Origin of the sequence: Amycolatopsis sp. NPDC051061, from assembly GCF_040682935.1 — a bacterium.
GTDB lineage: Bacteria > Actinomycetota > Actinomycetes > Mycobacteriales > Pseudonocardiaceae > Amycolatopsis.
On record NZ_JBFBBZ010000057.1, the window covers coordinates 1 to 22,425 of the forward strand.

23 protein-coding genes are annotated in these 22,425 nt (G+C 71.5%); 5 read left to right on the forward strand and 18 right to left on the reverse strand.

The annotated features are described in order from the left end of the window. Positions 1–189: 189 nt before the first annotated feature. Together tyrS and AB0N03_RS44330 are read right to left on the reverse strand one after the other, a co-directional pair. A complete protein-coding gene (gene tyrS, locus AB0N03_RS44325) occupies positions 190–1,464 on the reverse strand; it encodes a tyrosine--tRNA ligase (protein WP_364386069.1) in 1,275 nt (424 codons plus the stop codon). A 32-nt stretch (positions 1,465–1,496) separates the two neighbouring features. Further along, positions 1,497–2,135 carry a DNA-3-methyladenine glycosylase gene (locus AB0N03_RS44330; protein ID WP_364386072.1) on the reverse strand — a complete coding sequence of 213 codons (639 nt, stop codon included), beginning with the start codon at positions 2,133–2,135 and terminating at the stop codon, positions 1,497–1,499. 101 nt (positions 2,136–2,236) lie between these two features. On the opposite strand from AB0N03_RS44330, the gene AB0N03_RS44335 reads away from it, so the two are divergent. From AB0N03_RS44335 to AB0N03_RS44345, 3 genes are read left to right on the forward strand one after another with little or no spacing between them, the layout of a single operon-like run. Next, entirely contained in the window at positions 2,237–2,782 is a 546-nt protein-coding gene (locus AB0N03_RS44335; RefSeq protein WP_364386075.1) for a hypothetical protein, read from the forward strand. Next, positions 2,779–3,447 carry a DUF4166 domain-containing protein gene (locus AB0N03_RS44340; protein ID WP_364386078.1) on the forward strand — a complete coding sequence of 223 codons (669 nt, stop codon included), beginning with the start codon at positions 2,779–2,781 and terminating at the stop codon, positions 3,445–3,447. The genes AB0N03_RS44335 and AB0N03_RS44340 overlap by 4 nt, the downstream gene beginning before the upstream one ends. Next, positions 3,447–4,127, forward strand: coding sequence for a TetR family transcriptional regulator (locus AB0N03_RS44345; protein WP_364386080.1), 681 nt, complete (start codon positions 3,447–3,449; stop codon positions 4,125–4,127). The genes AB0N03_RS44340 and AB0N03_RS44345 overlap by 1 nt, the downstream gene beginning before the upstream one ends. Here the strand turns inward: AB0N03_RS44345 and argH are convergent. Genes argH through argC form a run of 8 tightly spaced genes read right to left on the reverse strand, consistent with a single transcriptional unit; the run spans position 4,120 to position 11,585 of the window. Continuing rightward, the gene (gene argH / locus AB0N03_RS44350; protein ID WP_364386083.1) at positions 4,120–5,535 is read right to left on the reverse strand and encodes an argininosuccinate lyase; all 1,416 of its coding nucleotides are present in this window, start codon (positions 5,533–5,535) and stop codon (positions 4,120–4,122) included. The genes AB0N03_RS44345 and argH overlap by 8 nt on opposite strands. Beyond that, positions 5,532–5,858, reverse strand: a complete 327-nt coding sequence (locus AB0N03_RS44355) for an argininosuccinate synthase (RefSeq protein WP_364386086.1) — start codon at positions 5,856–5,858, stop codon at positions 5,532–5,534. The genes argH and AB0N03_RS44355 overlap by 4 nt, the downstream gene beginning before the upstream one ends. Beyond that, positions 5,855–6,364 carry an arginine repressor gene (locus AB0N03_RS44360; RefSeq protein ID WP_364386089.1) on the reverse strand — a complete coding sequence of 170 codons (510 nt, stop codon included), beginning with the start codon at positions 6,362–6,364 and terminating at the stop codon, positions 5,855–5,857. The genes AB0N03_RS44355 and AB0N03_RS44360 overlap by 4 nt, the downstream gene beginning before the upstream one ends. Beyond that, the gene (gene argF, locus AB0N03_RS44365; protein ID WP_364386092.1) at positions 6,361–7,287 is read right to left on the reverse strand and encodes an ornithine carbamoyltransferase; all 927 of its coding nucleotides are present in this window, start codon (positions 7,285–7,287) and stop codon (positions 6,361–6,363) included. Before argF ends, AB0N03_RS44360 begins: the two co-directional genes overlap by 4 nt. Beyond that, a complete protein-coding gene (locus AB0N03_RS44370; RefSeq protein WP_364386095.1) occupies positions 7,287–8,489 on the reverse strand; it encodes an acetylornithine transaminase in 1,203 nt (400 codons plus the stop codon). Before AB0N03_RS44370 ends, argF begins: the two co-directional genes overlap by 1 nt. Then, on the reverse strand, positions 8,486–9,403 hold the full coding sequence (argB, locus tag AB0N03_RS44375) for an acetylglutamate kinase (protein WP_364386098.1): 918 nt from the start codon (positions 9,401–9,403) through the stop codon (positions 8,486–8,488). The genes AB0N03_RS44370 and argB overlap by 4 nt, the downstream gene beginning before the upstream one ends. Then, a complete protein-coding gene (gene argJ / locus AB0N03_RS44380) occupies positions 9,400–10,560 on the reverse strand; it encodes a bifunctional glutamate N-acetyltransferase/amino-acid acetyltransferase ArgJ (RefSeq protein WP_364386100.1) in 1,161 nt (386 codons plus the stop codon). The genes argB and argJ overlap by 4 nt, the downstream gene beginning before the upstream one ends. Continuing rightward, the gene (argC, locus tag AB0N03_RS44385; protein WP_364386102.1) at positions 10,557–11,585 is read right to left on the reverse strand and encodes an N-acetyl-gamma-glutamyl-phosphate reductase; all 1,029 of its coding nucleotides are present in this window, start codon (positions 11,583–11,585) and stop codon (positions 10,557–10,559) included. The genes argJ and argC overlap by 4 nt, the downstream gene beginning before the upstream one ends. A gap of 83 nt (positions 11,586–11,668) precedes the next feature. On the opposite strand from argC, the gene AB0N03_RS44390 reads away from it, so the two are divergent. Beyond that, positions 11,669–12,631, forward strand: a complete 963-nt coding sequence (locus AB0N03_RS44390; protein ID WP_364386104.1) for a YafY family protein — start codon at positions 11,669–11,671, stop codon at positions 12,629–12,631. A 217-nt stretch (positions 12,632–12,848) separates the two neighbouring features. Here the strand turns inward: AB0N03_RS44390 and AB0N03_RS44395 are convergent, their stop codons facing one another. Both AB0N03_RS44395 and AB0N03_RS44400 read right to left on the reverse strand, forming a co-directional pair. Further along, complete coding sequence (locus tag AB0N03_RS44395) at positions 12,849–13,346, reverse strand: helix-turn-helix domain containing protein (RefSeq protein ID WP_364386106.1); 498 nt, start codon at positions 13,344–13,346, stop codon at positions 12,849–12,851. A 203-nt stretch (positions 13,347–13,549) separates the two neighbouring features. Next, positions 13,550–15,133, reverse strand: a complete 1,584-nt coding sequence (locus AB0N03_RS44400) for an alpha/beta hydrolase (protein ID WP_364386108.1) — start codon at positions 15,131–15,133, stop codon at positions 13,550–13,552. Between the two features lie 193 nt (positions 15,134–15,326). Between AB0N03_RS44400 and AB0N03_RS44405 the strand changes: the two genes are divergently transcribed. Beyond that, complete coding sequence (locus AB0N03_RS44405; RefSeq protein ID WP_364386110.1) at positions 15,327–16,016, forward strand: DNA alkylation repair protein; 690 nt, start codon at positions 15,327–15,329, stop codon at positions 16,014–16,016. Positions 16,017–16,288: 272 nt separating this feature from the next. On the opposite strand, the gene pheT is transcribed toward AB0N03_RS44405, so the two are convergent. The 6 genes from pheT to infC all read right to left on the reverse strand — a co-directional run bounded on the left by pheT (position 16,289) and on the right by infC (position 22,297). Further along, a complete protein-coding gene (pheT, locus tag AB0N03_RS44410) occupies positions 16,289–18,853 on the reverse strand; it encodes a phenylalanine--tRNA ligase subunit beta (protein WP_364386112.1) in 2,565 nt (854 codons plus the stop codon). Next, entirely contained in the window at positions 18,853–19,914 is a 1,062-nt protein-coding gene (gene pheS / locus AB0N03_RS44415) for a phenylalanine--tRNA ligase subunit alpha (RefSeq protein ID WP_364386114.1), read from the reverse strand. Before pheS ends, pheT begins: the two co-directional genes overlap by 1 nt. Before the next feature lie 249 nt (positions 19,915–20,163). Continuing rightward, on the reverse strand, positions 20,164–20,979 hold the full coding sequence (locus AB0N03_RS44420; RefSeq protein ID WP_364386187.1) for an RNA methyltransferase: 816 nt from the start codon (positions 20,977–20,979) through the stop codon (positions 20,164–20,166). Further along, the gene (gene rplT / locus AB0N03_RS44425; protein WP_360688086.1) at positions 20,976–21,350 is read right to left on the reverse strand and encodes a 50S ribosomal protein L20; all 375 of its coding nucleotides are present in this window, start codon (positions 21,348–21,350) and stop codon (positions 20,976–20,978) included. Before rplT ends, AB0N03_RS44420 begins: the two co-directional genes overlap by 4 nt. Positions 21,351–21,417: 67 nt before the next feature. Next, a complete protein-coding gene (rpmI, locus tag AB0N03_RS44430) occupies positions 21,418–21,612 on the reverse strand; it encodes a 50S ribosomal protein L35 (protein WP_364386116.1) in 195 nt (64 codons plus the stop codon). Between the two features lie 67 nt (positions 21,613–21,679). Continuing rightward, the gene (gene infC / locus AB0N03_RS44435; RefSeq protein ID WP_364386118.1) at positions 21,680–22,297 is read right to left on the reverse strand and encodes a translation initiation factor IF-3; all 618 of its coding nucleotides are present in this window, start codon (positions 22,295–22,297) and stop codon (positions 21,680–21,682) included. Between the last annotated feature and the right edge of the window lie 128 nt (positions 22,298–22,425).

Genomic DNA, 22,425 nt, shown 5'->3' on the forward strand with positions numbered 1-22,425 from the left:
TTTTTGGTGGGACACCCACTCAATCGCTTCGAGCGAGAGCTTGGTTCGTGTCCCGGCGGCCACCCGGTTTCCCTGGCGACTTGGAGAACTTTACACCCCGGGAAGGGGCCCGGGACAGGGGGGTACCTTAACCGTGTTCCCGCAGGTCAGACCCCTGTTCCGGGCCGCCGCGCCGGTCAGCCGCGCCGGTCAGCCGCCGAGGGCGACGCCGGCGACGTTCCGCTTGCCCTTGCGGACGACGAGCCACTTGCCGTGCAGGGCGTCTCCCGCCGCCGGCTTCCACTCCTCGTCCGCGATCTTCAGGTTGTTGACGTACGCGCCGCCCTCTTTGATCGCGCGGCGGGCGGCACCCTTGCTGTCCACCAGGCCGCCGGCGAGCAGCAGGTCGACGATCGTCGCCTCGCCCGTCGGATCGACCTTGCCGTTCGGTACCTCGGCCATCGCGGCGTCCAAGGTGCGTTCGTCCAGGTCACCGAGCTCACCGCGGCCGAACAGCGCCTGGCTGGCGTTGATCACCTGCCGGGTCTGCTCTTCGCCGTGCACGAGGGTGGTGAACTCCTCCGCCAGCCGCTTCTGCGCGGCACGCAGGTGGGGACGCTGTTCGGTGTCCTCCGCCAGCGAAGCGATCTCCTCCTGGCTCAGGAACGTGAACATCCGCAGGTAGCGGACCACGTCGGCGTCGCCGACGTTGACGAAGTACTGGTACCAGGCGTACGGCGAGGTCATCTCCGGGTCGAGCCAGAGGTTCCCGCCCCCGGTGGACTTGCCGAACTTGCGCCCCTCGGCGTCGGTGACCAGCGGCGCGGTCAGCGCGTGCGCGCCCGCCCCGTCGGTCCGGCGGATCAAGTCGACCCCGCCGACGAGGTTGCCCCACTGGTCGGAGCCGCCGACCTGCAGCTTGCAGCCGTACTTGCGGTGCAGCTGCAGGTAGTCCTGCGACTGCAGCAGCAGGTAGCTGAACTCCGTGTAGGACATGCCGTCGCCCTCGAGCCGGCGCTTGACCGTCTCCCGGTTGAGCATGACGTTGACCGAGAAGTGCTTCCCGACGTCGCGCAGGAACTCCAGGACGTTCTGCTCGCCGGTCCAGTTGAGGTTGTTCTCGACGACCGCTCCGGTCGGCGAGTCGTCGAAGTCGACGAACCGTTCGAGCTGGCCGCGGATGCGCCCGGCCCACTCGGCGACGACGTCGAGCGTGTTCAACGTGCGCTCACCGGTGTCGCGCGGATCGCCGATCATCCCGGTCGCGCCGCCGGCCAGCACGATCGGCCGGTGCCCGGCGCGCTGGAAGCGCTTGAGCATGAGCAGCGGGACCAGGTTGCCGGCGTGCAGGCTGGGTGCGGTGGGGTCGAAGCCGCAATAGAGCGTCACGGGACCCTGGTCGAGCTCGCGCCGGAGGGCGTCGATGTCGGTGGACTGCGCGATGAGGCCGCGCCAGGACAGCTCGTCGAGGATGTGTTCGCTCACGCCTGTAGATCCTCCCGCACCAGGTCAACCGACTAACTGGCGGGTCGGACCCGGCGCTTCCCGCCGCGGCGGTAGGTGGACACGGCCGGCGAGGCCCCGTCCCAGAAGCGCCACGGCGTGTCGATCGCCGTCGCGACGCCGACGCGGGGACCGACCCGGATTCGCTCCGCGGGCACGCGCTCGCCGACGCGCAGCCGGACCGGCGAGGCCGGATCGGTCAGGTCGACGCCGTTCTGCGCGCGGTCGACGCGCAGCACCGACGTGAGGATGGCCGGGCCTTTGGCCAGTTCTCCGGTCCCCCGGGCATTCGGGCGCCGCCGGCGGACGACGTCGAGGCCGCTGACGACCTCTCCGGCTCGCAGCAGCACCGCGCCGGGCATGTCCTCGTGGGTGCCGACGACGTTCGCGCAGAAGTGCATCCCGTAGACGAAGTACACGTAGAGGTGGCCCGCGGGCCCCCACATGACGGCGTTGCGCGGGGTGCGGCCGCGGTAGCAGTGCGACGCCGGGTCGTCCTCGCCGCGGTACGCCTCGACTTCGACGAGCCGGACGCCGACCGTGCCGTCGGGGCCGTCGGCCTCCAGCACCGAGCCGAGCAGCAGGTGGGCCAGGTCGACCGGGTCGAGCGCCAGCTCCTCGCGGGTGAACAACCGGCTTGCGTCGCCGCTCAAGCGAACCTCCCTCGGGTCCCGATCACCCTAGTACTTGAGCGATCGCTCAAACTTCTCTACAGTCGAATTGAGCAGTCGCTCAAACTTTGAGGGGAGCCGAGATGCGACCGAAGGCGCTCTACGTCGAGACGGTCATCCACACGGACCTGGACACCCTGTGGCGGCACACGCAGGACCCGGACCTGCACCGCCGCTGGGACCTCCGCTTCGCCGACATCAGCCCGCTCGCCGGCCACGACGGCCACTTCCGCTACGCCTCGCGGTTCCTCGGGGTCACGGTCACCGGCGTCGGGGTGAGCGCGGCGTCGCGCACCTGGCCGGACGGCTCGCGCACGTCGGTGCTGCGGTTCGCCTCCGCCGACCCGCTGTCGCTGATCAGCGCGGGCGCCGGGTTCTGGCGCTACACGCCGCTCGGTGACGGCGTCCGATTCGTCACCGGCTTCGACTACGGAACCCGCTGGGGACGCTTCGGCCGGGCGGCGGACCGGGTGTTCCGCCCCCTGTTCGGCTGGATGACGGCGTGGTCGTTCGACCGCCTGCGGCTTTGGCTCGAGACGGGGACGCCACCGGAGGAACAGCTGCTGACCGCACCCTCGGCCGCCCGCTGTGGCCGGACTCGCCCTCGCGCGGAGGTGGCGGCGCCGTGACCGGCGTCTTCGAGCGCGCGCTCGGCGCGGACTTCGGATTCCTGCACCCGCGCATGCGGGAACGGCTCGCCCTCTCGGCCGGGCGCGGCATGATCGGCCACGGCGTCATGGACCGGATCTGGCGCGGCCCGGCGTTCACCCTGCCCTTCCTGTGGCTCGGGTCGACGCGGCACATCCTGTTCCCCGACTGCGGGCGGAACGTGCCGTTCACCATCGAGAACTACCCGTACGTGGACCGGCACGGCCGCGAGACCGTGTCCTTTGTGCGCACCTTCGAATTCCCGAGACGGCGCAGGCGCTTCGACGCGCAGATGGTGTTCAGCCCCGGGCGCGGGCTCGTCGACTACCTGGGGACGCACCAGCACCTGGCGGTCGACCTCGCGGTGTCGGCCCGGCCGGACGGCGGGTTCCGGATCCGCTCCGGCGAATTCCGGCTCCAGGAGGGGCCGGTCCGCGCCGGCCTGCCGCGGGTCATCACGGGTTCGGCGCGGGTCGAAGAGTGGTTCGACGAGGCGAGCGGGCAGTTCCGGATCGAAGTCGCCGTGGTCAACCCGCGCTTCGGGCCGGTGTTCGGCTACGAAGGCAGCTTCAGCGCGCGGTTCGTCGATGTTCGCGGCGGGGTCAGCGGGGCGGTCAAGCCGCTCCGTGAGAAGGTCATGGACTGATGGGCACCGGCCGGAACTCCAGCTCGCGGGACACGAAGCAGAAGCTCGTGGACGGCGTGCTCGAGATCATCCGGCACCAGGGCATCACCGCCGTCTCCGCCCGGTCGGTCGCCACCGCGGCCGGTGCGAACCAGGCGCTGATCTTCTACCACTTCGGCAGCGTCGAAGAGCTCATCGCGCAAGCGTGCGTCCTCGCGACCGAGGCCCGCGTCTCGCTCTACCGCGAACGCTTCGCCGCGGTAACCACGGTCGGCGATCTGCTGGAACTCGGCCGCGAAATCCGGGTCGCCGAACGCGCGGAGGGCAATCTCGCCGTGTTGGCCCAGACGCTGGCGGGGGCGCAGGGCAGCGAGCGGCTTTCCCAGGCGACCCGCGAGGGCCTGGAAAAGTGGATCACCGAGGTCCGGACGGCCCTCGAGCGCGTGCTCGACGGGTCGCCGCTGGCCGAACTGGCGGACCCCGCCGGGCTGGCCCACGCGGTGTCGTCGGGGTTCCTCGGGCTGTCGCTGTTCGAGACCGTCGATCCCGACGGCGCCGAGCAGGCCGTCACCGCGCTGGAGCAGCTGGCCGTGCTCGTCGACGTCCTCGACGGGCTCGGCCCGGTGGCCACGCGGGCCGTCCGGGCGAAGCTGAGGAAGACCGGCCGGGCGCGCGCCCGGCCGGCCTCCGACGTCAGTTGAGCCACTGACGCGCCGCGGTGACGCGTTCCTCCAGCCGCGTGCGCTGCTCGGCCACCCGGACCGGCGCGGTGCCGCCGCGGGCGTCGCGGGACTTCACCGAGCCTTCGACGGTCAGCACGGCCCGCACGTCGGGGGTGAGCGCCGGGTTGATCTTCTCGAACTCTTCATCGGTGAGCTCGTCCAAGCCGACGCCGCGGGACTCGGCGACGCGGACGCTTTCGCCCGCAGCCTCGTGTGCGACGCGGAACGGGACGCCCTGGCGCACCAGCCATTCCGCGATGTCGGTGGCCAGGGTGAAGCCGGCCGGGGCCAGCTCGGCGAGCCGATCGGTGTGGAAGGTCAGCGTGGCGAGCATCCCGGCGATCGCCGGGAACAGGAGCTCGAGCTGCTCGACCGAGTCGAACACCGGCTCCTTGTCCTCCTGCAGGTCGCGGTTGTAGGCCAGCGGCTGCGCCTTGAGCGTGGCCAGCAGGCCGGTGAGGTTGCCGATCAGCCGCCCGGCCTTGCCGCGGGTCAGCTCCGCCACGTCCGGGTTCTTCTTCTGCGGCATGATCGAGCTGCCGGTCGCCCAGGCGTCGTCGAGCGTCACGTAACCGAACTCGGCGGTGTTCCAGATGATCACCTCTTCGGCGATCCGGGACAAGTTCACCGCGAGCATCGCGACGGCGAAGGCGAACTCGGCGACGAAGTCGCGCGAAGCGGTGCCGTCGATGGAGTTCTCGACGCTCGTCGCGAAGCCCAGCTCCTCGGCGACGGCCTCGGGGTCGAGACCCAGCGACGAGCCAGCCAGCGCGCCCGAGCCGTACGGCGACTCGGCCGTGCGCGCGTCCCAGTCCTGCAGCCGCGAGACGTCGCGCAGCAGCGCCTGGCCGTGGGCCATCAGGTGGTGCGCGAGCAGCACCGGCTGGGCGTGTTGCAGGTGGGTGCGGCCGGGCAGGATCGCGTCCGGGTGCCGCTTCGCCTGGGACACCAGCGCGTCGATGACTTCGAGCGTGCCGGCGACGACGCGGCGGGCGGCGTCGCGCAGCCACATCCGGAACAGCGTGGCCACCTGGTCGTTGCGCGAGCGGCCGGCGCGCAGCTTGCCGCCGAGCTCGGTGCCCGCCCGTTCGAGGAGTCCGCGTTCGAGGGCCGTGTGCACGTCCTCGTCGGCGATCGTCGGGGTGAACTCCCCCGCCGCGACGTCCTGCGCGAGCGTGTCCAGCGCGGCCAGCATGCCGGTCAGCTCTTCCTCGGTGAGCAGGCCCGCCTTGCTCAGTACGCGGGCGTGCGCGCGGGACCCGGCGATGTCGTAGGGCGCCAGGCGCCAGTCGAAGTGCGTCGACGCGCTCAGCGCGGCCATGGCCTCCGCCGGACCGCTGGCGAACCGGCCGCCCCACAGCTGCACCGGCTGCTCGTTCCCGCTCACTGTTCTCGCTTCTCCTCGATGTTCGTCGGATTCAAGTCTTCGGCCGTCACCCGGCCGTCGTACAGGACCAAGCGGACTTCGCCCGACACGGCGTCGGTCAGACTGGCGCATCCGCGGCCGGCGCGCCGTTCGAGCGCGGCGCACGCTTCGCCGCCGCCGATTCTCTGCGCCTCTCCGCGCGCGCTCAGCATCCGGCGAGCTTCGGCGACGGAGACGGTCTCGCCGTCGATCGCCACCGGAACCCCGCGGTCGAAGGTGACGACGACCTCGTCCGGCGCGAGGAACTCACCCTCGGCCGGAAAGATGTCGGCGAGCGCGGTCATGGTCCTTCGTCTCCCGGCTCGTTCGCCGAGCGCTGCGCGAGGGCGGCGAAGCGCTCCGCCAGCTCTTTGCCGTTCAGGGGTTCCCGGGCGATCACGGCGACCGTGTCGTCGCCCGCGATCGAGCCGACGACCTCTTCGAGCGCCGCCCGGTCGATGGCGCTGGCCAGGAACTGCGCCGCGCCCGGCGGCGTGCGCAGGACCATCAGGTTGCCCGACGAGTCGGCCGAGACCATCAATTCCGCGAGCAGCCGGGAGAGCCGCGATGTGCCGCCCTGCACCCCGCGGACGGGGCTGCCGTCCTCGGGGATGACGTAGACCGGCGCGCCCGAGTCCGGCCCGCGCAGCTTGACCGCGCCCAGCTCGTCGAGGTCCCGCGACAGCGTCGCCTGGGTGACCTCGATGCCTTCGGCGGCCAGCAGCTTGGCCAGCTCGGTCTGGCTGCGGATCGTCATCGTGGACACCAGCTCGGTGATCCGCGCCTGCCGCCCCACCCGGCTGCTGGTCATCGCCGGCTCTCTTCGAACAGCCAGACCAGCAGGGCCTTCTGGGCGTGGAGCCGGTTCTCCGCCTCGTCCCACACCGCGCTGGCCGGGCCGTCGATCACCTCGTCGGTGATCTCCCAGCCGCGGTGCGCGGGCAGGCAGTGCAGGACGATCGCGTCGTCCGCGGCCTTCTTCAGCAGCTCGGCGTTGACCTGCAGGGCGCGGAACGGGCCGACCCGGTCGAGCCCGTCGTTCTCCTGCCCCATCGACGTCCACGTGTCGGTGACGAGCACGTCCGCGCCGGCGACCGCCGCGTACGGGTCGGTGAAGACGGTGGCGGTGCCGCCGGTCTCCTCGCCGCGCTGCTTGGCGTCGAGCATGACCTGCTGGTCGGGCTGGAACCCGAGCGGGGAGACCACCCGGATGTGCATTCCGGCGGTGACCCCGGCGAGCAGCAGCGAGTGCGCCATGTTGTTGGCGCCGTCACCGAGGTAGACGAGGGTGAGCCCCTCGAGCTTCCCCTTGCGCTCGCGGACGGTCATCAGGTCGGTGAGCGCCTGGCACGGGTGGAACTCGTCGGTCAGCGCGTTGACGACCGGGATCGACGCCGCCGACGCCATCGCCTCGATGCGCTTCTGCGCGAAGGTCCGCCACACGATCCCGTCCACGTACCGCGACAGCACCCGCGACGTGTCCTCGATCGTCTCCTCCCGGCCGAGCTGCATCGAGCGGCCGTCGACGATCACCGGGTGCCCGCCGAGCTGGCTGATGCCCACCTCGAACGAGAACCGGGTGCGCGTCGAGTTCTTCTCGAAGATCGCCGTGATGGACTTGCCGGCGAGAGTCTTGTTTCCCAGCGGGTCGGCCTTCAGCGCGTCGGCGAGGTCGAGGATGGCCTTCTGCTCGGCGGGACTGACGTCGTCGTCGCGGAGGAAGTGGCGGGGCATCAGTCGGCGTCCTTCGTGGTGGAGTCGAGCGCGTTCGGAAGTGCGGCGAGGAAGCCCGCAGCCTGGTCGGCGTCGAGCACGAGCGGCGGCGCGAGCCGGACGGTGTCGGGCGCGACCGGGTTGACGAGGTAGCCGGCGTCCTGGACGGCCTTGGCCACCGCGGCCGACACGGGCTCGCGCAGGGCGATGCCGAGCAGCAGGCCGGCACCGCGCACCCCGGCGACGAGCGGGTGGCCGAGCGCCTCGACGCCCGCCGCGATGTCCTTGCCCAGCGTCGAGACGTGGTCGAGGAGGCCGTCCGCGGCGATCGTCTTCAGCACGGCCAGGCCGGCCGCGCAGCACACCGGGTTGCCGCCGAAGGTGGTGCCGTGCTGGCCGGGCTTAAGCAGGTCGCCCGCCGCACCGACACCGATCACCGCGCCCAGCGGCAGGCCGCCGCCGAGGCCCTTGGCCAGCGTGATCACGTCCGGGACGACACCGGCCTGCTGGAACCCGAACCAGGTGCCGAGCCGGCCGAGACCGGTCTGCACCTCGTCGAGCACCAGCAGCGTGCCGGTGGCCTTGGTGATCTCGCGGGCGGCCTGCAGGTAGCCGTCGGGCGCCGGGATGACGCCCGCCTCCCCGAGCACCGGCTCCAGGAAGACGGCGGCGGTCTCGGTGTCGACGGCCGCCTTCAGCGCCGCGACGTCCCCGAACGGCACGTGCTCCACGCCGGGGACCAGCGGCTTGAAGGGGTCGCGCTTGCCGGGCTGGCCGGTCAGCGTCAGCGCGCCCATGGTCCGGCCGTGGAACGCGCCCTCCGCGGCGATCACCTTGGTGCGCCCGGTCAGCCGGCTGATCTTCAGCGCGGCTTCGTTGGCCTCGGCGCCGGAGTTGACGAACAGCACCTTGCCGTTGCCGGTGAGGCCGGCGACGTCGAGCAGCGCCTCGGCGAGCTCGACGGCCACCGGGTTGACGTACAGGTTCGACGTGTGGCCGAGCTGCTTGATCTGCGCGGTGACGGCCTCGACGACCGCCGGGTGCGCGTGGCCGAGCGCGTTGACGGCGATGCCGCCGACCAGGTCGACGTACTCCTTGCCGTCGGCGTCCCACACCTTCGCGCCTTCGCCGCGGACCAGCGTCAGGCCGGGCGTGCCGTAGTTGTCCATCAGGGCGGACTGCCAGTGCTGCCGGCCATCCACATTGGACTTGAGGTCGGTCACGGGAGCTCCGTTTCGGGGAAGACCATGGTGCCGACGCCGCGGGAGGTGAAGACCTCCAGCAGCACCGAATGGGCGAGGCGGCCGTCGATCACGTGCGCCCGGCGCACGCCGCCGCGGATGGCGCGCACGCACGCCTCCATCTTCGGGATCATGCCGCTGGCCAAGGTGGGCAGCATCGGCTCGAGGTGATCGACGCGGATGCGGTCGATCAGCGACGACCGGTCGGGCCAGTTCGCGTACAGGCCTTCGACGTCGGTGAGCACGACGAGCTTTTCGGCGCCCAGCGCCGCCGCCAGCGCACCCGCGGCCGTGTCGGCGTTGACGTTGTGCACCACGCCCTCGACGTCCGGCGCGACGGTGGACACCACCGGGATGCGCCCGGCGTTGACGATGTCGAGCACCGCATCCGGGTTGACCTCGGCGACCTCGCCGACGAGCCCGATGTCGACCTGCTCACCGTCCACAGTGGCCTGCTTGCGCTCGGCGGTGAACAGCCGGGCGTCCTCGCCGGAGATGCCGACCGCGTACGGCCCGTGGGCGTTGATCAGCCCGACCAGCTCGCGGCTGACCTGCCCGGTGAGCACCATCCGGACGATGTCCATCGTCTCGGGCGTGGTCACGCGCAGGCCGCCCTTGAACTCGCCTTCGACGCCGAGGCGCTTGAGCATCGCGGTGATCTGCGGGCCGCCGCCGTGCACGACCACCGGGCGCAGGCCGGCCAGCCGGAGGAACACCATGTCCTCGGCGAAGGCCGCCTTCAGGCTGTCGTCGATCATCGCGTTGCCGCCGTACTTCACCACCACCGTGGCGCCGTGGAACCGCTGCAGCCACGGCAGCGCTTCGATGAGGACCCCGGCCTTCTCGGCCGCCGTCGCGAGTCTCTCGTCCGCGGAAATCAGTGCCTCCTGGTTCATGAGGAGTACGCGCTGTTCTCTTCGACGTAACCGTGCGAAAGATCCGTGGTGTAGATGGTGGCCGCCTCGCCGCCGATCCCGAGGTCGACGACGATCTCGATGGCGCGCGCGGTGAGGTCCGCCTCCGAGCGATCGGCGGCGGGCATCCCCTGGGCGAACAGGGTGACGCCGTTGATCGCGATCGACACGGTTTCCGGGTCGATGCGGGCCGGGACGCGGCCCAGCGCCATCGCGATCCGGCCCCAGTTCGGGTCGGAGCCGAACAGCGCCGTCTTGACCAGGTTGTCCTCGGCGATCGTGCGGGCGACCGCGATCGCGTCGGCTTCGGACTCGGCGCCCTGGACGGTGATGTTCACGTCCTTGGTCGCGCCCTCGGAGTCGGCACGCAGCTGGAGGACGAGGTCGAGGCTGACCTTGGTGAGCAGCTCCGTGAGCTCGGCCTCGGCCGGTTCGACGCCGCTCGCGCCGGAGGCCAGGACCAGGACGGTGTCGTTGGTGGACGTGCCGCCATCGACGTCGAGGCGGTCGAAGGTCACGTGGGTGGCCGCGCGCAGGGCCCGGTCGAGGGCCTCCTTGCTCACCACGGCGTCGGTGGTCAGCACCGAGAGCATCGTGGCGAGGTTCGGCGCAAGCATGCCCGCGCCCTTCGCGAAGCCGCCGACGCTCCAGCCGCTGTCGTGCTTCGCGAAGGCCTGCTTCGGCTTCGTGTCGGTGGTCATCACGCCCGTGGCGGCGTTCAGGCTCGCTTCGGCGCTCGCGTCGAGGGCTTTGAACGCGGTGTCCACTCCGGACAGGACCGCGTCCATCGGCAACCGCTCGCCGATCAGGCCGGTGGAGCAAACAGCGACCTCGATCGCGCCCGCCTGCAGGACTTCGGCCACCTTCTCGGCGGTGGCGTGGGTGTCCTGGAAGCCGCCGGGGCCGGTGGCCGCGTTGGCGCCGCCCGAGTTGAGGACGACGGCCTTGAGCCGCTGCTGCTTGAGCACCTCCTGCGACCACAGCACCGGCGCGGCCTTGATGACGTTGCGGGTGAAGACGCCGGCCGCGACGTCGAGGGGGCCGTCGTTGACGACCAGCGTGAAGTCGAGCGCGCCGGAGGTCTTGATCCCGGCGGCGACGCCGGCGGCGCGGAAGCCCTGGGGGCCGGTGACGGTCACGGTGCCACTCCTACGGTGGAAAGGCCGGCGGTCTCGGGGAAACCGAGGGCCAGGTTCATCGACTGGACGGCACCGCCGGCGGTGCCCTTGGTGAGGTTGTCGATCGCGGCGACGACGACCAGGCGCCGCGCGTCGGCGTCGACCGCGACCTGCAGCTGGACGTTGTTCGAGCCGAGCGTCGCCGAGGTCGTCGGCCAGGCGCCCGCGGGCAGCAGCTGGACGAACGGCTCCGCGTCGTAGGCCTTCTCGTACGCCGCGCGGGCCGCGGCCTCGTCGACGTCGGCCTTCAGCGGGGCGCTCGCCGTGGTGAGGATGCCGCGGGGCATCGGCGCGAGCACCGGCGTGAAGGACACGGTGACCTTCTCCCCCGCGACGGCCGAGAGGTTCTGCGCGAACTCGGGGGTGTGGCGGTGGGCGCCGCCGACGCCGTACGCGCTGGCCGAGCCCATGACCTCCGAGCCGAGCAGGTTCGGCTTGAGGCTCTTCCCCGCGCCGGAGGTGCCGGTGACCGCGACGACCGTGACGGCCGGCTCGACCAGTCCCGCGGCGAACGCGGGCGCGAGGGCCAGCGACCCGCCGGTCGGGAAGCAGCCGGGGACGGCGACGCGCTTGGTGCCGACGAGCTTCTCGCGGGCGCCGGGGAGTTCGGGCAGGCCGTAGGGCCACTGGCCGGCGTGGTCGCCGCCGTACCAGCGACGCCAGTCGGCCGGGTCGGCCAGGCGGTGGTCGGCACCGAGGTCGACCACCAGGACGTCCGGGCCGAGCTGCGCCGCGATCTCCGCCGAGTGCCCGTGGGGCAGCGCGAGGAACACGACGTCGTGGCCGGCGAGCGTCTCCGGCGTCGTCTCGGCCAGCACCCGGTCGGCGAGGGGAACGAGGTGGGGCTGGTGGACGCCGAGCTTCGTGCCCGCGCTGCTGGCCGCCGTGAGCGCGCCGATTTCGATCTCGGGATGGGCCAGGAGCAGGCGCAGCAGTTCGCCGCCCGCATACCCGCTGGCTCCGGCCACCGCGATGTTCACCGTCATACGCATGATTATGCACGCCCTTGCAAGACTAAACAAACACGTTTACCGGGAAGTGGCGCCCGCCACCTTGGGATGCTGGACGGATGACGGACACCCCGGCGCGGCTGCTCGGCCTGCTCTCGCTGCTCCAGACGCCCCGGGAGTGGCCAGGCAGCGAACTGGCCGGACGGCTCGGCGTCAGCCCCCGCACGATCCGCCGCGACGTCGAGCGGCTGCGCGAGCTCGGCTACCCGGTGGAGGCCAGCCGCGGTGTCGCGGGTGGCTACCGGCTGGTGGCCGGCACCGCGATGCCGCCGCTGGTGCTCGAGGACGACGAAGCCGTCGCGATCGCGGTGGGGCTGCGGACCGCCGCGGGGCAGACCATCGCCGGGATCGAGGAGGCGTCCGTGCGGGCGCTGGCCAAGCTGGAACAGGTCCTGCCGGCGCGGCTGCGCCGCCGGGTGGGCACGATCGGCACGGCGACGGTCGCCGTGCCGGCCGTGGGACCGGCCGTCGACCCCGCCCAGCTGACGGTGTTCGCCGGCGCGATCACCAACCGCGAGACGGTCCGCTTCCGCTACCGCGCGAACGACGGGACCGAGACGCGGCGCCGGGCCGAGCCCCTCCGGCTGGTCGCCACCGGCCGCCGCTGGTACCTGGTGGCCTACGACCTCGACCGCGCGGACTGGCGCATCTTCCGCGCCGACCGGGTCCGCGACGCCCAGGCGACCGGCGGCCGCGTCACCCCGCGCAAACCGCCGGCGACGGACTTGGCCGCCTACGTCGTCGAACGGCTCTACGACCTCGTGCCGACGTACCGCGCGGTGGCCGTGCTGGCGGAACCGGCGGCGCAGGTCGCACCCCGGCTCGGTGCCTCGGCCGGCGAGCTGACCGACCTCGACGACGGCCGCTGCCGGTGGCGAAGTCATCCGGACACCTTGGACTGGCTCGCGTTCCGGTTGCTCGGACTGGGGTGCGCGTTCACGGTGGAAGAACCGCCGGAGCTGGTGGAGCGGTTGAAGGTGCTCGCGGCTCGAGCCGCCGCGGGAGCGGAACTGCCCGCCTGAGCCGCGGTGCCACAGTGGTTGCGGAGGAACGACTTCGAGGACCTTGTCGGGCCGGCCGACCGCGGGCCATCGAGTCGTGCGCCGCGGGCACCGGCCAATGCGGGCACGGGCCGTTTCGGCTGCTTGCGGGCGCACTCGAACCCCTCCCTCGTCGGTCGCCGATGATCACCGGGACGGCGGCCGGCCGGTCCACTGTGGACCGGCCCACCGCCGCCGCTCAGGTCGGCTCGCCTCCGTCCAGGTCCGTGCGCCTGCTCGGCGGCACGGGGAGGTAGCAGCCCGGGTTCTCCGGGTCGCACCCCACCCGGGGCAGCCGGGCGCGAATGCCGCCGGGGGTGCGCTCGAAGTACGCCGCGATCTGCGCGACGGTCTCCCCCTCGATCCACCGGTTCTCCAGCTCCGCGTCCATCTCCTCGTTCCACGGGCGGCCCTGCTGGGCAGGACGGCCCGCGGATCTTCGCTTCGGCCCCCGGCCCGCGCCGGCCGCCGACAGCAGCCCGTCCGCGACGAGGTCGGCCACCGTGGCCGCCACCGCCACGTCCAGGTCGAGGCTGCCCTCGGCGACCGGTTCGCCGCCGGGGCCGCCGGCTTCCAGGGTGATCATCACCCGGGGAGTCGGTTCGGCGCGGGCGTCGTCCGTCCTGGTGGCGACCGCGATGTGGTAGGTGATTTCCTGTGCCCGGATCTCGGTCCGGCGCTCTTCGATGATCGACATGCCACGAAGCTAGCGCGCACCCCCGACAATTCCGGCCACGCGCTGCTCAAGGGCGACTTCGCTCCGAAACTGTCGGACCCCTCGCCTAACGTCCCTCCTCGACCACACCACGTGATCGGGAGGCGACGATGGGACACCGGCGGACAAGACGCTGCCCCGGTCCGGGCGAACCGGGCCGGGGCAGCGGGCGGAGCATCTTTCGCTCAGAAGCGCAGCAACTGAGCCAGCGTGCGCTGCCTCTCCTGCGCGGCCTTCGTGGAGCTGTCCGACTTCTGTGCCGCGGCGCCGTCGGGCACCGGCGCGGGCACCGGATCGCACTGGGCGTCCGAATGGTTGCCGGGCTGGCGCTTCGGCAGCCGGCCGGTCGCCAGGTAGTCGGCGATCTTGTCGTCCACACAGGACACCCCCGACAGCGAGCCGGCGTGCGTCGTACCGCCCGGCGCGCTGATCAGGCTCGAGTTCGGGAACCGCTTCCGGACCTCGAGGCTGCCGGCGTACGGCGTGGCGGCGTCGAGCTCCTCGCTGATCAGGAGCGCCCCGGCCACCTTGCGGCCGTCGACGTCCACCGGCTTGCCCGCCTTCGCCGGCCAGAACACGCACGGCGCGTTGAACCACGCGTTGCCCCAGGTCTCGAACGGGGCCTGGAAGGAGGTCCGCCAGTTGTCGGCGCGCCACCTGTTCCAGTTCGCCGGCCACTGGACGTCGGTGCACTGCACGCCGAGGTAGACGGCGTACCCGTTGTCGTCGCCGGGCGGGTTCGAGGCGTCGTAGAAGGCCTTCAGCGTCTGCCAGTCACCCTGGTGGACGTATCCGTCGAAGGCCTTCGCCATGTCGACCCAGCCGAAGACGTAGTAGCCGGCCTGCAGGAAGATGTCGGTCCATTCGGCGGCGCCGATGACGCCGCCCGCCGGGTTCGCGGTGAGCTTGCGCTGGGTGTCGTACCAGAGCTTCTCGACGGCGGAGCCGGTCGTGCCGAGGTGGTAGACGCTGTCGTAGGACGCCAGCCAGTCGAAGTAGACCTTGATGTTCTTGTCGAACGCGACGTCCTGGTCGAGGTTCGCCCGGTACCAGACCTTCCGCGGGTCGACGTTGCCGTCGAGCACCATCCGGCGGACGTTCTTCGGGTACATCGTGCTGTACACCTGGCCGAGGTAGGTGCCGTAGGAGAAGCCGTAGTAGTTGATCTGCTTCTCGCCCAGCGCCTTGCGCAGGCTGTCCATGTCCTGCGCGACGTCGGTCGTCTTGAGGTGGTCGAGGATCGCGCCGTTCTTCTCGCACGCCTCGGCGTAGCCCTTCGTACGGGCGAGCCAGGCCTTCTCGAGCTGCGGCGTGGCCGGCACGTACGCCGGCCGGTCGTAGCCGAAGTAGTTGCCGTCGCAGCTGACCGACGGCTTGCTGGACCCGACGCCCCGCGGGTCGAAGCCGATCCAGTCGTAGTTGTCGCCCGCGTGGTTCGGCACGTACTTGCCGAGCACCGAGAGGCCGAGGCCGGACCCGCCGGGGCCACCCGGGTTCACCAGCATGATCCCCTGCGACTGCGGGGTCTTGTGCTTGATCCGCGACACCGCGACGGAGACCTTCGCCCCGCCCGGCTTCGCGTAGTCCATCGGCACCTCGAGGAAGCCGCACTCGGCGCCCGCGGCCTTCAGGCTCGCCGACGCGCAGGGCCCCCAGGCGATCGGTGCGGGGCTGAACTGCACGCCGGGGTCCGCCGAAGCGGCGGGCGCGGCGGCCAGCACCCCGGCCGCGAGACCCGCGGCGGCGATGGCGGCAACGATTCTCTTCACAGTCGTCCTTTTCATCCGCAGTGGACAGAGTTCGCCGGATTCCGGCGAAACTACCGGCAACCTTGGCCAATCTCGTCCACCGGCGCGACTTCCGCCATCCGTCGTTCGTCGGTACCTGCACCGGTCTTCGCGCCCCGGAACTGTCGGTGGCCGCCAGTAGGCTCCGGACGGCCGGAGGGCGACGGAAGGACGCATGAGCGTGGACGAACAGCTGGTCAAGGCGATCCGCGGCGGGCTGGCCGAAGTGGCTGACCCGGTGAAGGCGCCCACGATGCAGGCGTACATGAAGTCGGCCATGCCCTTCCGCGGGGTGGCTTCACCCGAGCGCAGCGTGCTTCTCAAGCGACTGTTGGCCGAGCACATACTGCCCGATCGGGTGACATATACGGCGACCGTGCTGGAGTTGTGGCGGGCAGCCGAATTCCGCGAAGAGCGCTACGCGGCCATCGCGCTTTCCGGGCACCGGGCGTACCGGCGGTGGCAGGACCCGGAACTGGTGCCGATGTACGAGGAGATGATCGTCGGCGGGGCGTGGTGGGACTACGTGGACGAGCTCGCCATCCGCAGGATCGGGCCGATCCTGCGCGCCGACCGGGGCCGGGTCACGCCGATCATGCTGAGCTGGGCGGCCGACGACGACCTCTGGCGCCGCCGCACGGCGATCATCTGCCAGATCGGCGCCAAGGAGGACACGGACACCGACCTGCTCACCCGGACGATCGAGCCGGCGATCGCCGAGCCGGAATTCTTCCTGCGCAAGGGAATCGGCTGGGCCCTGCGCGAGTACGCGAAGACGGCACCGGACTGGGTCCGGTCCTTCGTGGACGATCACCCGGCGTTGTCGGGACTGTCGCGACGGGAGGCGCTCAAGCACATCGGCTGAGGTCCGGCCGCTGGCGGATGCATCCAGACGGACGACACGCGTACCTGGAGGGTCGGGTCGCGTACCTGGACCGTCGGCTCGTGTGCCTGGAGGGTCGGGTCGCGTACCTGGACCGTCGGGTCGCGTACCTGGAGAGTCGGGTCGCGTACCTGGAGGGTCGGGGCGTGTTGGCGGAGGCGCGCGAAGCGTCGGCCGGCACGCCGGTCTCGGCTCCGGAGACGCCGAGAAGGGCCGGTTTCCCGGCCCCTCTCGGAATTCCTCGTGCGAGCCGGCTAGGCGCGCAGCGTCGCGTCGAAGCGCTCGCCCGCCGCCGCTACCGCCGCGTCGCGGGCCTTCGTCGCCTCGTCCACCGTCAGCGTGCGGTCCGGCGCGCGGAAGCGCAGCTTGTACGCCAGCGAACGCTTGCCCTCGCCGACCTGCTCGCCCGCGTACACGTCGAACAGCGTGATGTCCTCCAGCAGCTCGCCCGCTCCTTCGCGCAGGACCGCCGCCAGATCGGCCGTCGGTACGTCCGTCGCCGCGACCAGCGCGACGTCCAGGAGCACCGGCGGATACCCCGACACGCTCGGGGCCGGGCGGGAATCCGGCAGGGGGATCGCGTCCAGGTCCAGCTCCATCGCCACCGTCCGCGGTGGCAGGCCGAGGGCCTCGACCACCTTGGGGTGCAGCTCGCCGGCGTGGCCGACCGGCCAGTCGCCGACCCGCAGCTGGGCGCAGCGGCCCGGGTGCCACGGCGGCAGATCCGTGGTCTGCACCGTCAGCTCGATCCCGGAGGCCTCGGCGATCGTCCGGGCGGCCTGCACCGCGTCGGCCCAGTTCGCCGGCTCGCCGCCGCCCCACCAGCCGGCGCGGTGGCGCCGGCCGGCGAGCACCACGGCCACGTGCAGCGGCTGCTGCGGCACCGCGGCCTCCAGCACGGCCAGCTCCTCGTCCGAAGGCCGCCGGTCGACGCCGAGGTCCGGCACCTTCAGCGGGTTCGGCGCGGGCAGCACCACCTGACCGATGTGGTACAGCGACACGTCCTTCATCCCGCGGGACACGTTGCGCTGCAGCGTGTCCAGCAGGCCCGGCAGCAGGGTGGTGGCCAGCCGGTTGCGGTCGGCCTCCAGCGGGTTGCGGACCACGACCGTGTTGCGGCGGACGTCGTCCGCCGGCAGGCCGAAGGCGTCCCACACCGCGTCGCCGATGAACGGGAACGGGCGCACCTCGACGTACCCCGCCTCGGCCAGCGCCCGGGAAACGCTCCGGACGCGCCGCTGGGCGTCGGTCAGGCCGCGGCCGGCCGGGGCGGCGGGCAGCGTCGACGGGATGCTGTCGTAACCCTCCAGCCGCAGCACCTCTTCGACGAGGTCGGCGGGCTGGCGCAGGTCGCCGCGCCAGCTCGGCGGGATCGCGGTGACCTGGCCGGTGCCGTCGTCACCCGTGCTGACCGAGACCTTGCAGCCGATCTGGGACAGCCGCCGGACGGTCACGCCGCGCTGGTAGTTCACGCCCGCGACCTTGTCGGGCAGGTTGATCGGCATCACGACGGCCGGGTTCGGCTGGACCGCGCCCTCGTCGGTGCGGCCGGGCCGGATCGAGGCGTCGCCGTACTGGCGCAGCAGACGCGCGGCCAGCTCGACGGCGGCCGGGCACAGCTGCGGGTCGGTGAACCGCTCGAACCGCTTCGCCGCTTCCGAGAACAGCTTGTGCCGACGCGCGGTACGGCTGATCGCGGCGGGGTTCCAGTGCGCCGCCTCGAGCAGCACGTCGGTGCTCTCCGGCGTGATCTCGGTGCTCGCGCCGCCCATCGTGCCGGCGAGCGAGATGACGCCGCTGTCGTCGGCGATGATCACGTCGTCCGGGTCGAGCGTGCGCTCGACGTCGTCCAGCGTGGTCAGCTTCTCGCCCGGCTTCGCCCGGCGGACCACCAGATCGCCCTGGATGGCCTTGGTGGCGAACGCGTGCAGCGGGTGCCCGAGCTCGAGCATCACGTAGTTGGTGACGTCGACGGCCAGGGAGATGGAGCGGATGCCGGCCAGCATCAGCCGCCGCCGCATCCACCACGGCGTCGGCGCGGTCGCGTCCAGCCCGGTGACGCGGCGCAGCACGAACCGCGGGCAGCCGTCGGTGTCCTCGACGCGGACCGGCCAGGCGTCGCCCTCGGCCGCCGGGACCTCCAGCAGCGCCGGGTCGCCGAAGGGCACGTCCAGCGCGTTCGACAGCTCGCGCGCGAGGCCGCGGACCGACAGCGCGTAGCCGCGGTCCGGGGTCGGGGCCAGCTCGATCACGGTGTCGCCGAGGCCGAGCAGCTCGGCCGCGTCGTCACCCGGGCTCGCGGTGCCCGAGGGCAGCACGAGGATGCCCGTGTGGTCGTCGCCCAGGCCGAGCTCGCGGGCCGAGCAGATCATCCCGTCGCTGACCCGGCCGTAGGTCTTGCGGGACGCGATGGTGAAGTCGCCGGGCAGGACCGCGCCCGGCAGCGCGATGACGACCAGGTCGCCCTCGGTGAAGTTGCCGGCACCGCACACGATGCCGCGGGTCCGGATGCCGTGCGGGCCCTCGTCGAACTCGCCGACCTCGTCGTCGTCCTCGTCTTCGTCGTCCTCGGCCGGCTCTTCCGGCTCCTCGGCCTCTTCGCCGACGTCGACGCGGCAGAACCGGATCGGCTTCTTGAACTCGGTGAGCTCCTCGATCTCGGCCACCCGGCCGACGACCAGCGGGCCGGTCACCGGCCCGAGCTGCTTGAGGTCGTCGACCTCGATGCCGATCCGGATGAACGCGTCGGCCAGGTCCTGCGGCGTGACCTCCTCGCCGATCTCGAGGTGTTCGGTCAGCCAGCTGACGGGGACTCGCACTACGCCTCCGTTCCGAAGGGAAGGGTGAAGCGGACGTCGCCCTCCACCATGTCGCGCATGTCCGGGATCCCGTTGCGGAACTGCAGCGTGCGCTCGATGCCCATGCCGAAGGCGAAGCCCGAGTACACCTCGGGGTCGACGCCGCAGGCGCGCAGCACGTTCGGGTTGACCATGCCGCAGCCGCCCCACTCGACCCAGCCGGGGCCGCCCTTCTTCTCCTCGAACCAGACGTCCACCTCGGCGGACGGCTCGGTGAACGGGAAGAAGTGCGGACGCAGCCGCGTCTTCGAGCTCTCGCCGAACATCGCGCGGGCGAAGGCGTCCAGCGTGCCCTTGAGGTGCGCCATGGTGATGCCCTTGTCCACCGCGAGGCCCTCGACCTGCGTGAACACCGGGGTGTGCGTCGAGTCGAGCTCGTCGGTGCGGTACGTCCGGCCGGGGCAGACGACGTACACGGGCAGGTCGCGGTGCAGCAGGGTGCGGGCCTGCACCGGCGAGGTGTGCGTGCGCAGCACCAGGCCGGAGTCCTCCTCGCCGACGTAGAACGTGTCCTGCAGCTGGCGAGCGGGGTGGTCCTTGCCGAAGTTCAGCGCGTCGAAGTTGAACCACTCGGCTTCGAGCTCCGGGCCTTCGGCGATCTCGTAGCCCATCGCGACGAAGGCGTCGGCGACGCGCTCGGAGATGGTGCTGATCGGGTGCCGGGCCCCGCGCGGGACGCGGTCCCACGGCAGCGTGACGTCGACAGCCTCCTCGCGCAGCACCCGCTCGTCGCGCTCCACCTGGAGCTCGGCGCGGCGGGTGTCGAAGGCCGCCTGGACGGCCTGGCGGGCCTCGTTGACGCGCTTGCCCGCCTCGGCCTTCTCCTGCTTCGGCAGAGCGCCGATCTCGCGGCGGGCCAGCAGCAGCGGCGAGTGGTCGCCGAGATGAGCCGGCTTGACCTCGGCCAGCGCTTCGAGCCCGGTCGCGGCGGCGAACGCGGCTTCGGCGGCCTTGACCGCTTCCTGCAGCGTCTCGGGGGCGAGCACCGCGCCCTGGGCTTCCTTCTCCTTGGCTCCGGACATAACTCCTCGGCGTCCGCTGGGACTGGTCGTACGTGCGCCGCCGGACACGCGGCGCACGAGAAGGTCAAAGGCAGGAAAAGTCTATGGGATCGGGTCCACGCGCCCCCGGTCGGCCCGGGCCGACCGGACCCAAGGTCAGCGCGCGCGGAACGTGCCGGCGAAGTCGACGGACGCGAAGGCACCGGAACCACGCCTTGCTACGCGTTGTTCGTCTCTTCGCTCTCAGGGTGTTGCTGCGCGCCCGGCTGGTCAGCGACGGGCCGCCATCGCGCTCGTGTACACGCAGACGGCCGCCGCGGTGGCCAGGTTGAGGCTCTCCGCCTTGCCGTACAGCGGGATCCGGACGGCGAGGTCGGCGCGGTCGAGGACATCGGCGGACAGGCCGTGAGCCTCGTTGCCGAAGACCCACGCCGTCGGCTCGGTGAGGTCCACCCGATCGAGTTCGGCGTCGGCGTAGCCGTGCGCGGCGAACGTGCGCAGGCCCGCCGCCGAGCAGGCCGCCAGCGCGGCCGGGACGTCACGGACGCGCGCGATGGGCAGGTGGAACAGGCTGCCGGCGGCCGCGCGGACACACTTGCCGTTGTGCGGGTCGACCGTGTCGCCCGCCAGGACCACGGCGTCGGCGCCCGCCGCGTCGGCGACGCGGATCACCGTGCCCGCGTTGCCGGGGTCGGCGACGTCCACCAGCACCACGACGAGCCGGGCACCCGGCGTCACGGCCTCTTCGAGCGGACGGTCGAGCAGCGCGCAGACCGCCACGATGCCTTGCGGCGTAACGGTTTCCGACAGTCCGTCGGCGGCGCGGTCGGTGATCGGCGAGACGGCGACACCGGCCGCGCGGGCCGCGTCGACGAGATCCGCGTGCTGCTCCGCCGCGCGAGAGGTGACGAACAGCTCGTGCACCGAACCGCCGGCCAACGCGGCTTCGACGGCGTTGGCGCCCTCGGCCAGGAACCGGCCGGTCTTGTCGCGTTCCGCGCGCCGGGTCAGCTTGCGCGCCGCAACGACCCGGGGGGTCCGTTCGGTGAACGGATCCGCCCCGGGCCGGGGAAAACTGCCGGTCAGGCCGACTTCGCTTCGGTGTTCACGTTGGCCTTGGCGAGCTCGGCCAGCGCGGTGAAAGCGACGGCGTCGTTGACGGCGAGGTCCGCGAGGATCTTGCGGTCGACCTCGACACCCGCGGCCTTGATGCCCTGGATGAACCGGTTGTAGGTCACGCCGTTCGCGCGGGCGGCCGCGTTGATGCGGGTGACCCACAGCCGGCGGAAGTCACCCTTGCGGGCACGACGGTCCCGGTAGGCGTAGTTGAGCGAGTGAAGCGTCTGCTCCTTGGCCTTGCGGTACAGCCGCGAACGCTGGCCGCGGTAGCCGCTGGCCAGTTCGAGAGTTGCGCGACGCTTCTTCTGGGCGTTGACCGCCCGCTTGACGCGTGCCACGGGTCCATCCTGTCGATCTCAGGGGGCGAGGGAGAAGCCCCGGGTGGTTACAGCAAGTTCTGCGGGATCAGAGGCCGAGAAGGCGCTTGACCCGGCCGGCGTCGGGCTTGGCGACCTCGGTGGTGCCCTCGAGCCGCCGGGTGAGGCGGTTGGACTTCTTCTCCATCAGGTGCCGGCGACCGGCCTTCTGACGGCGCAGCTTGCCCGTGCCCGTGACGCGGACGCGCTTGGACGTCCCGCTGTGGGTCTTCATCTTCGGCATTTCAGTCCTCTTTCGTGCGGCGGCTCACCGGAAAATCCGGTGAGCCGCTGACTGTGCTGGTCGGCGCCTACGCCTCGGGGACCGGCTCGGGAGCCGTCTCTGCCTTGGCCTTCGGCTTCACGTTCTTGTGCGGGGCCAGCACCATGATCATGTTGCGACCGTCCTGCTTGGCCGACGACTCGACGAAGCCGAGCTCCGTGACGTCTTCGGCGAGCTTCTGCAGCAGCCGGTAGCCGAGCTCCGGCCGGGACTGCTCGCGACCGCGGAACATGATCGTGACCTTGACCTTGTTGCCCGCCGCCAGGAAGCGCGACACGTGACCCTTCTTGGTCTCGTAATCGTGCTGGTCGATCTTCGGGCGCAGCTTCTGTTCCTTGATGACGGTCAGCTGCTGGTTCCGCCGCGACTCGCGGGCCTTCTGCGCGCTCTCGTACTTGAACTTGCCGAAGTCCATGAGCTTGCACACCGGCGGGCGGGCCTGCGGCGCGACCTCGACGAGGTCGAGGTCGTTCTCTTGCGCCAGGCGCAGCGCATCCTCGATCCGGACGATGCCGACCTGTTCACCGGCTGGTCCGACGAGTCGGACCTCCGGCACCCGGATTCGGTCGTTGATGCGTGTCTCGGAACTGATGGGGCCTCCTTGGTCCGAGGAATGTTTCCTGTTCTCGCTCGACCTGGTGCCCACATAGCGAAGGCCCCGACACCGTTCGGTGTGCGGGGCCCACTCTGTTTCCGATCGCACCCGGCCGCGAGACCGGGTACTTCACCCTGGACTTGCAGTCCGGGCGAGACCGGACCCGGACACCTGTACGG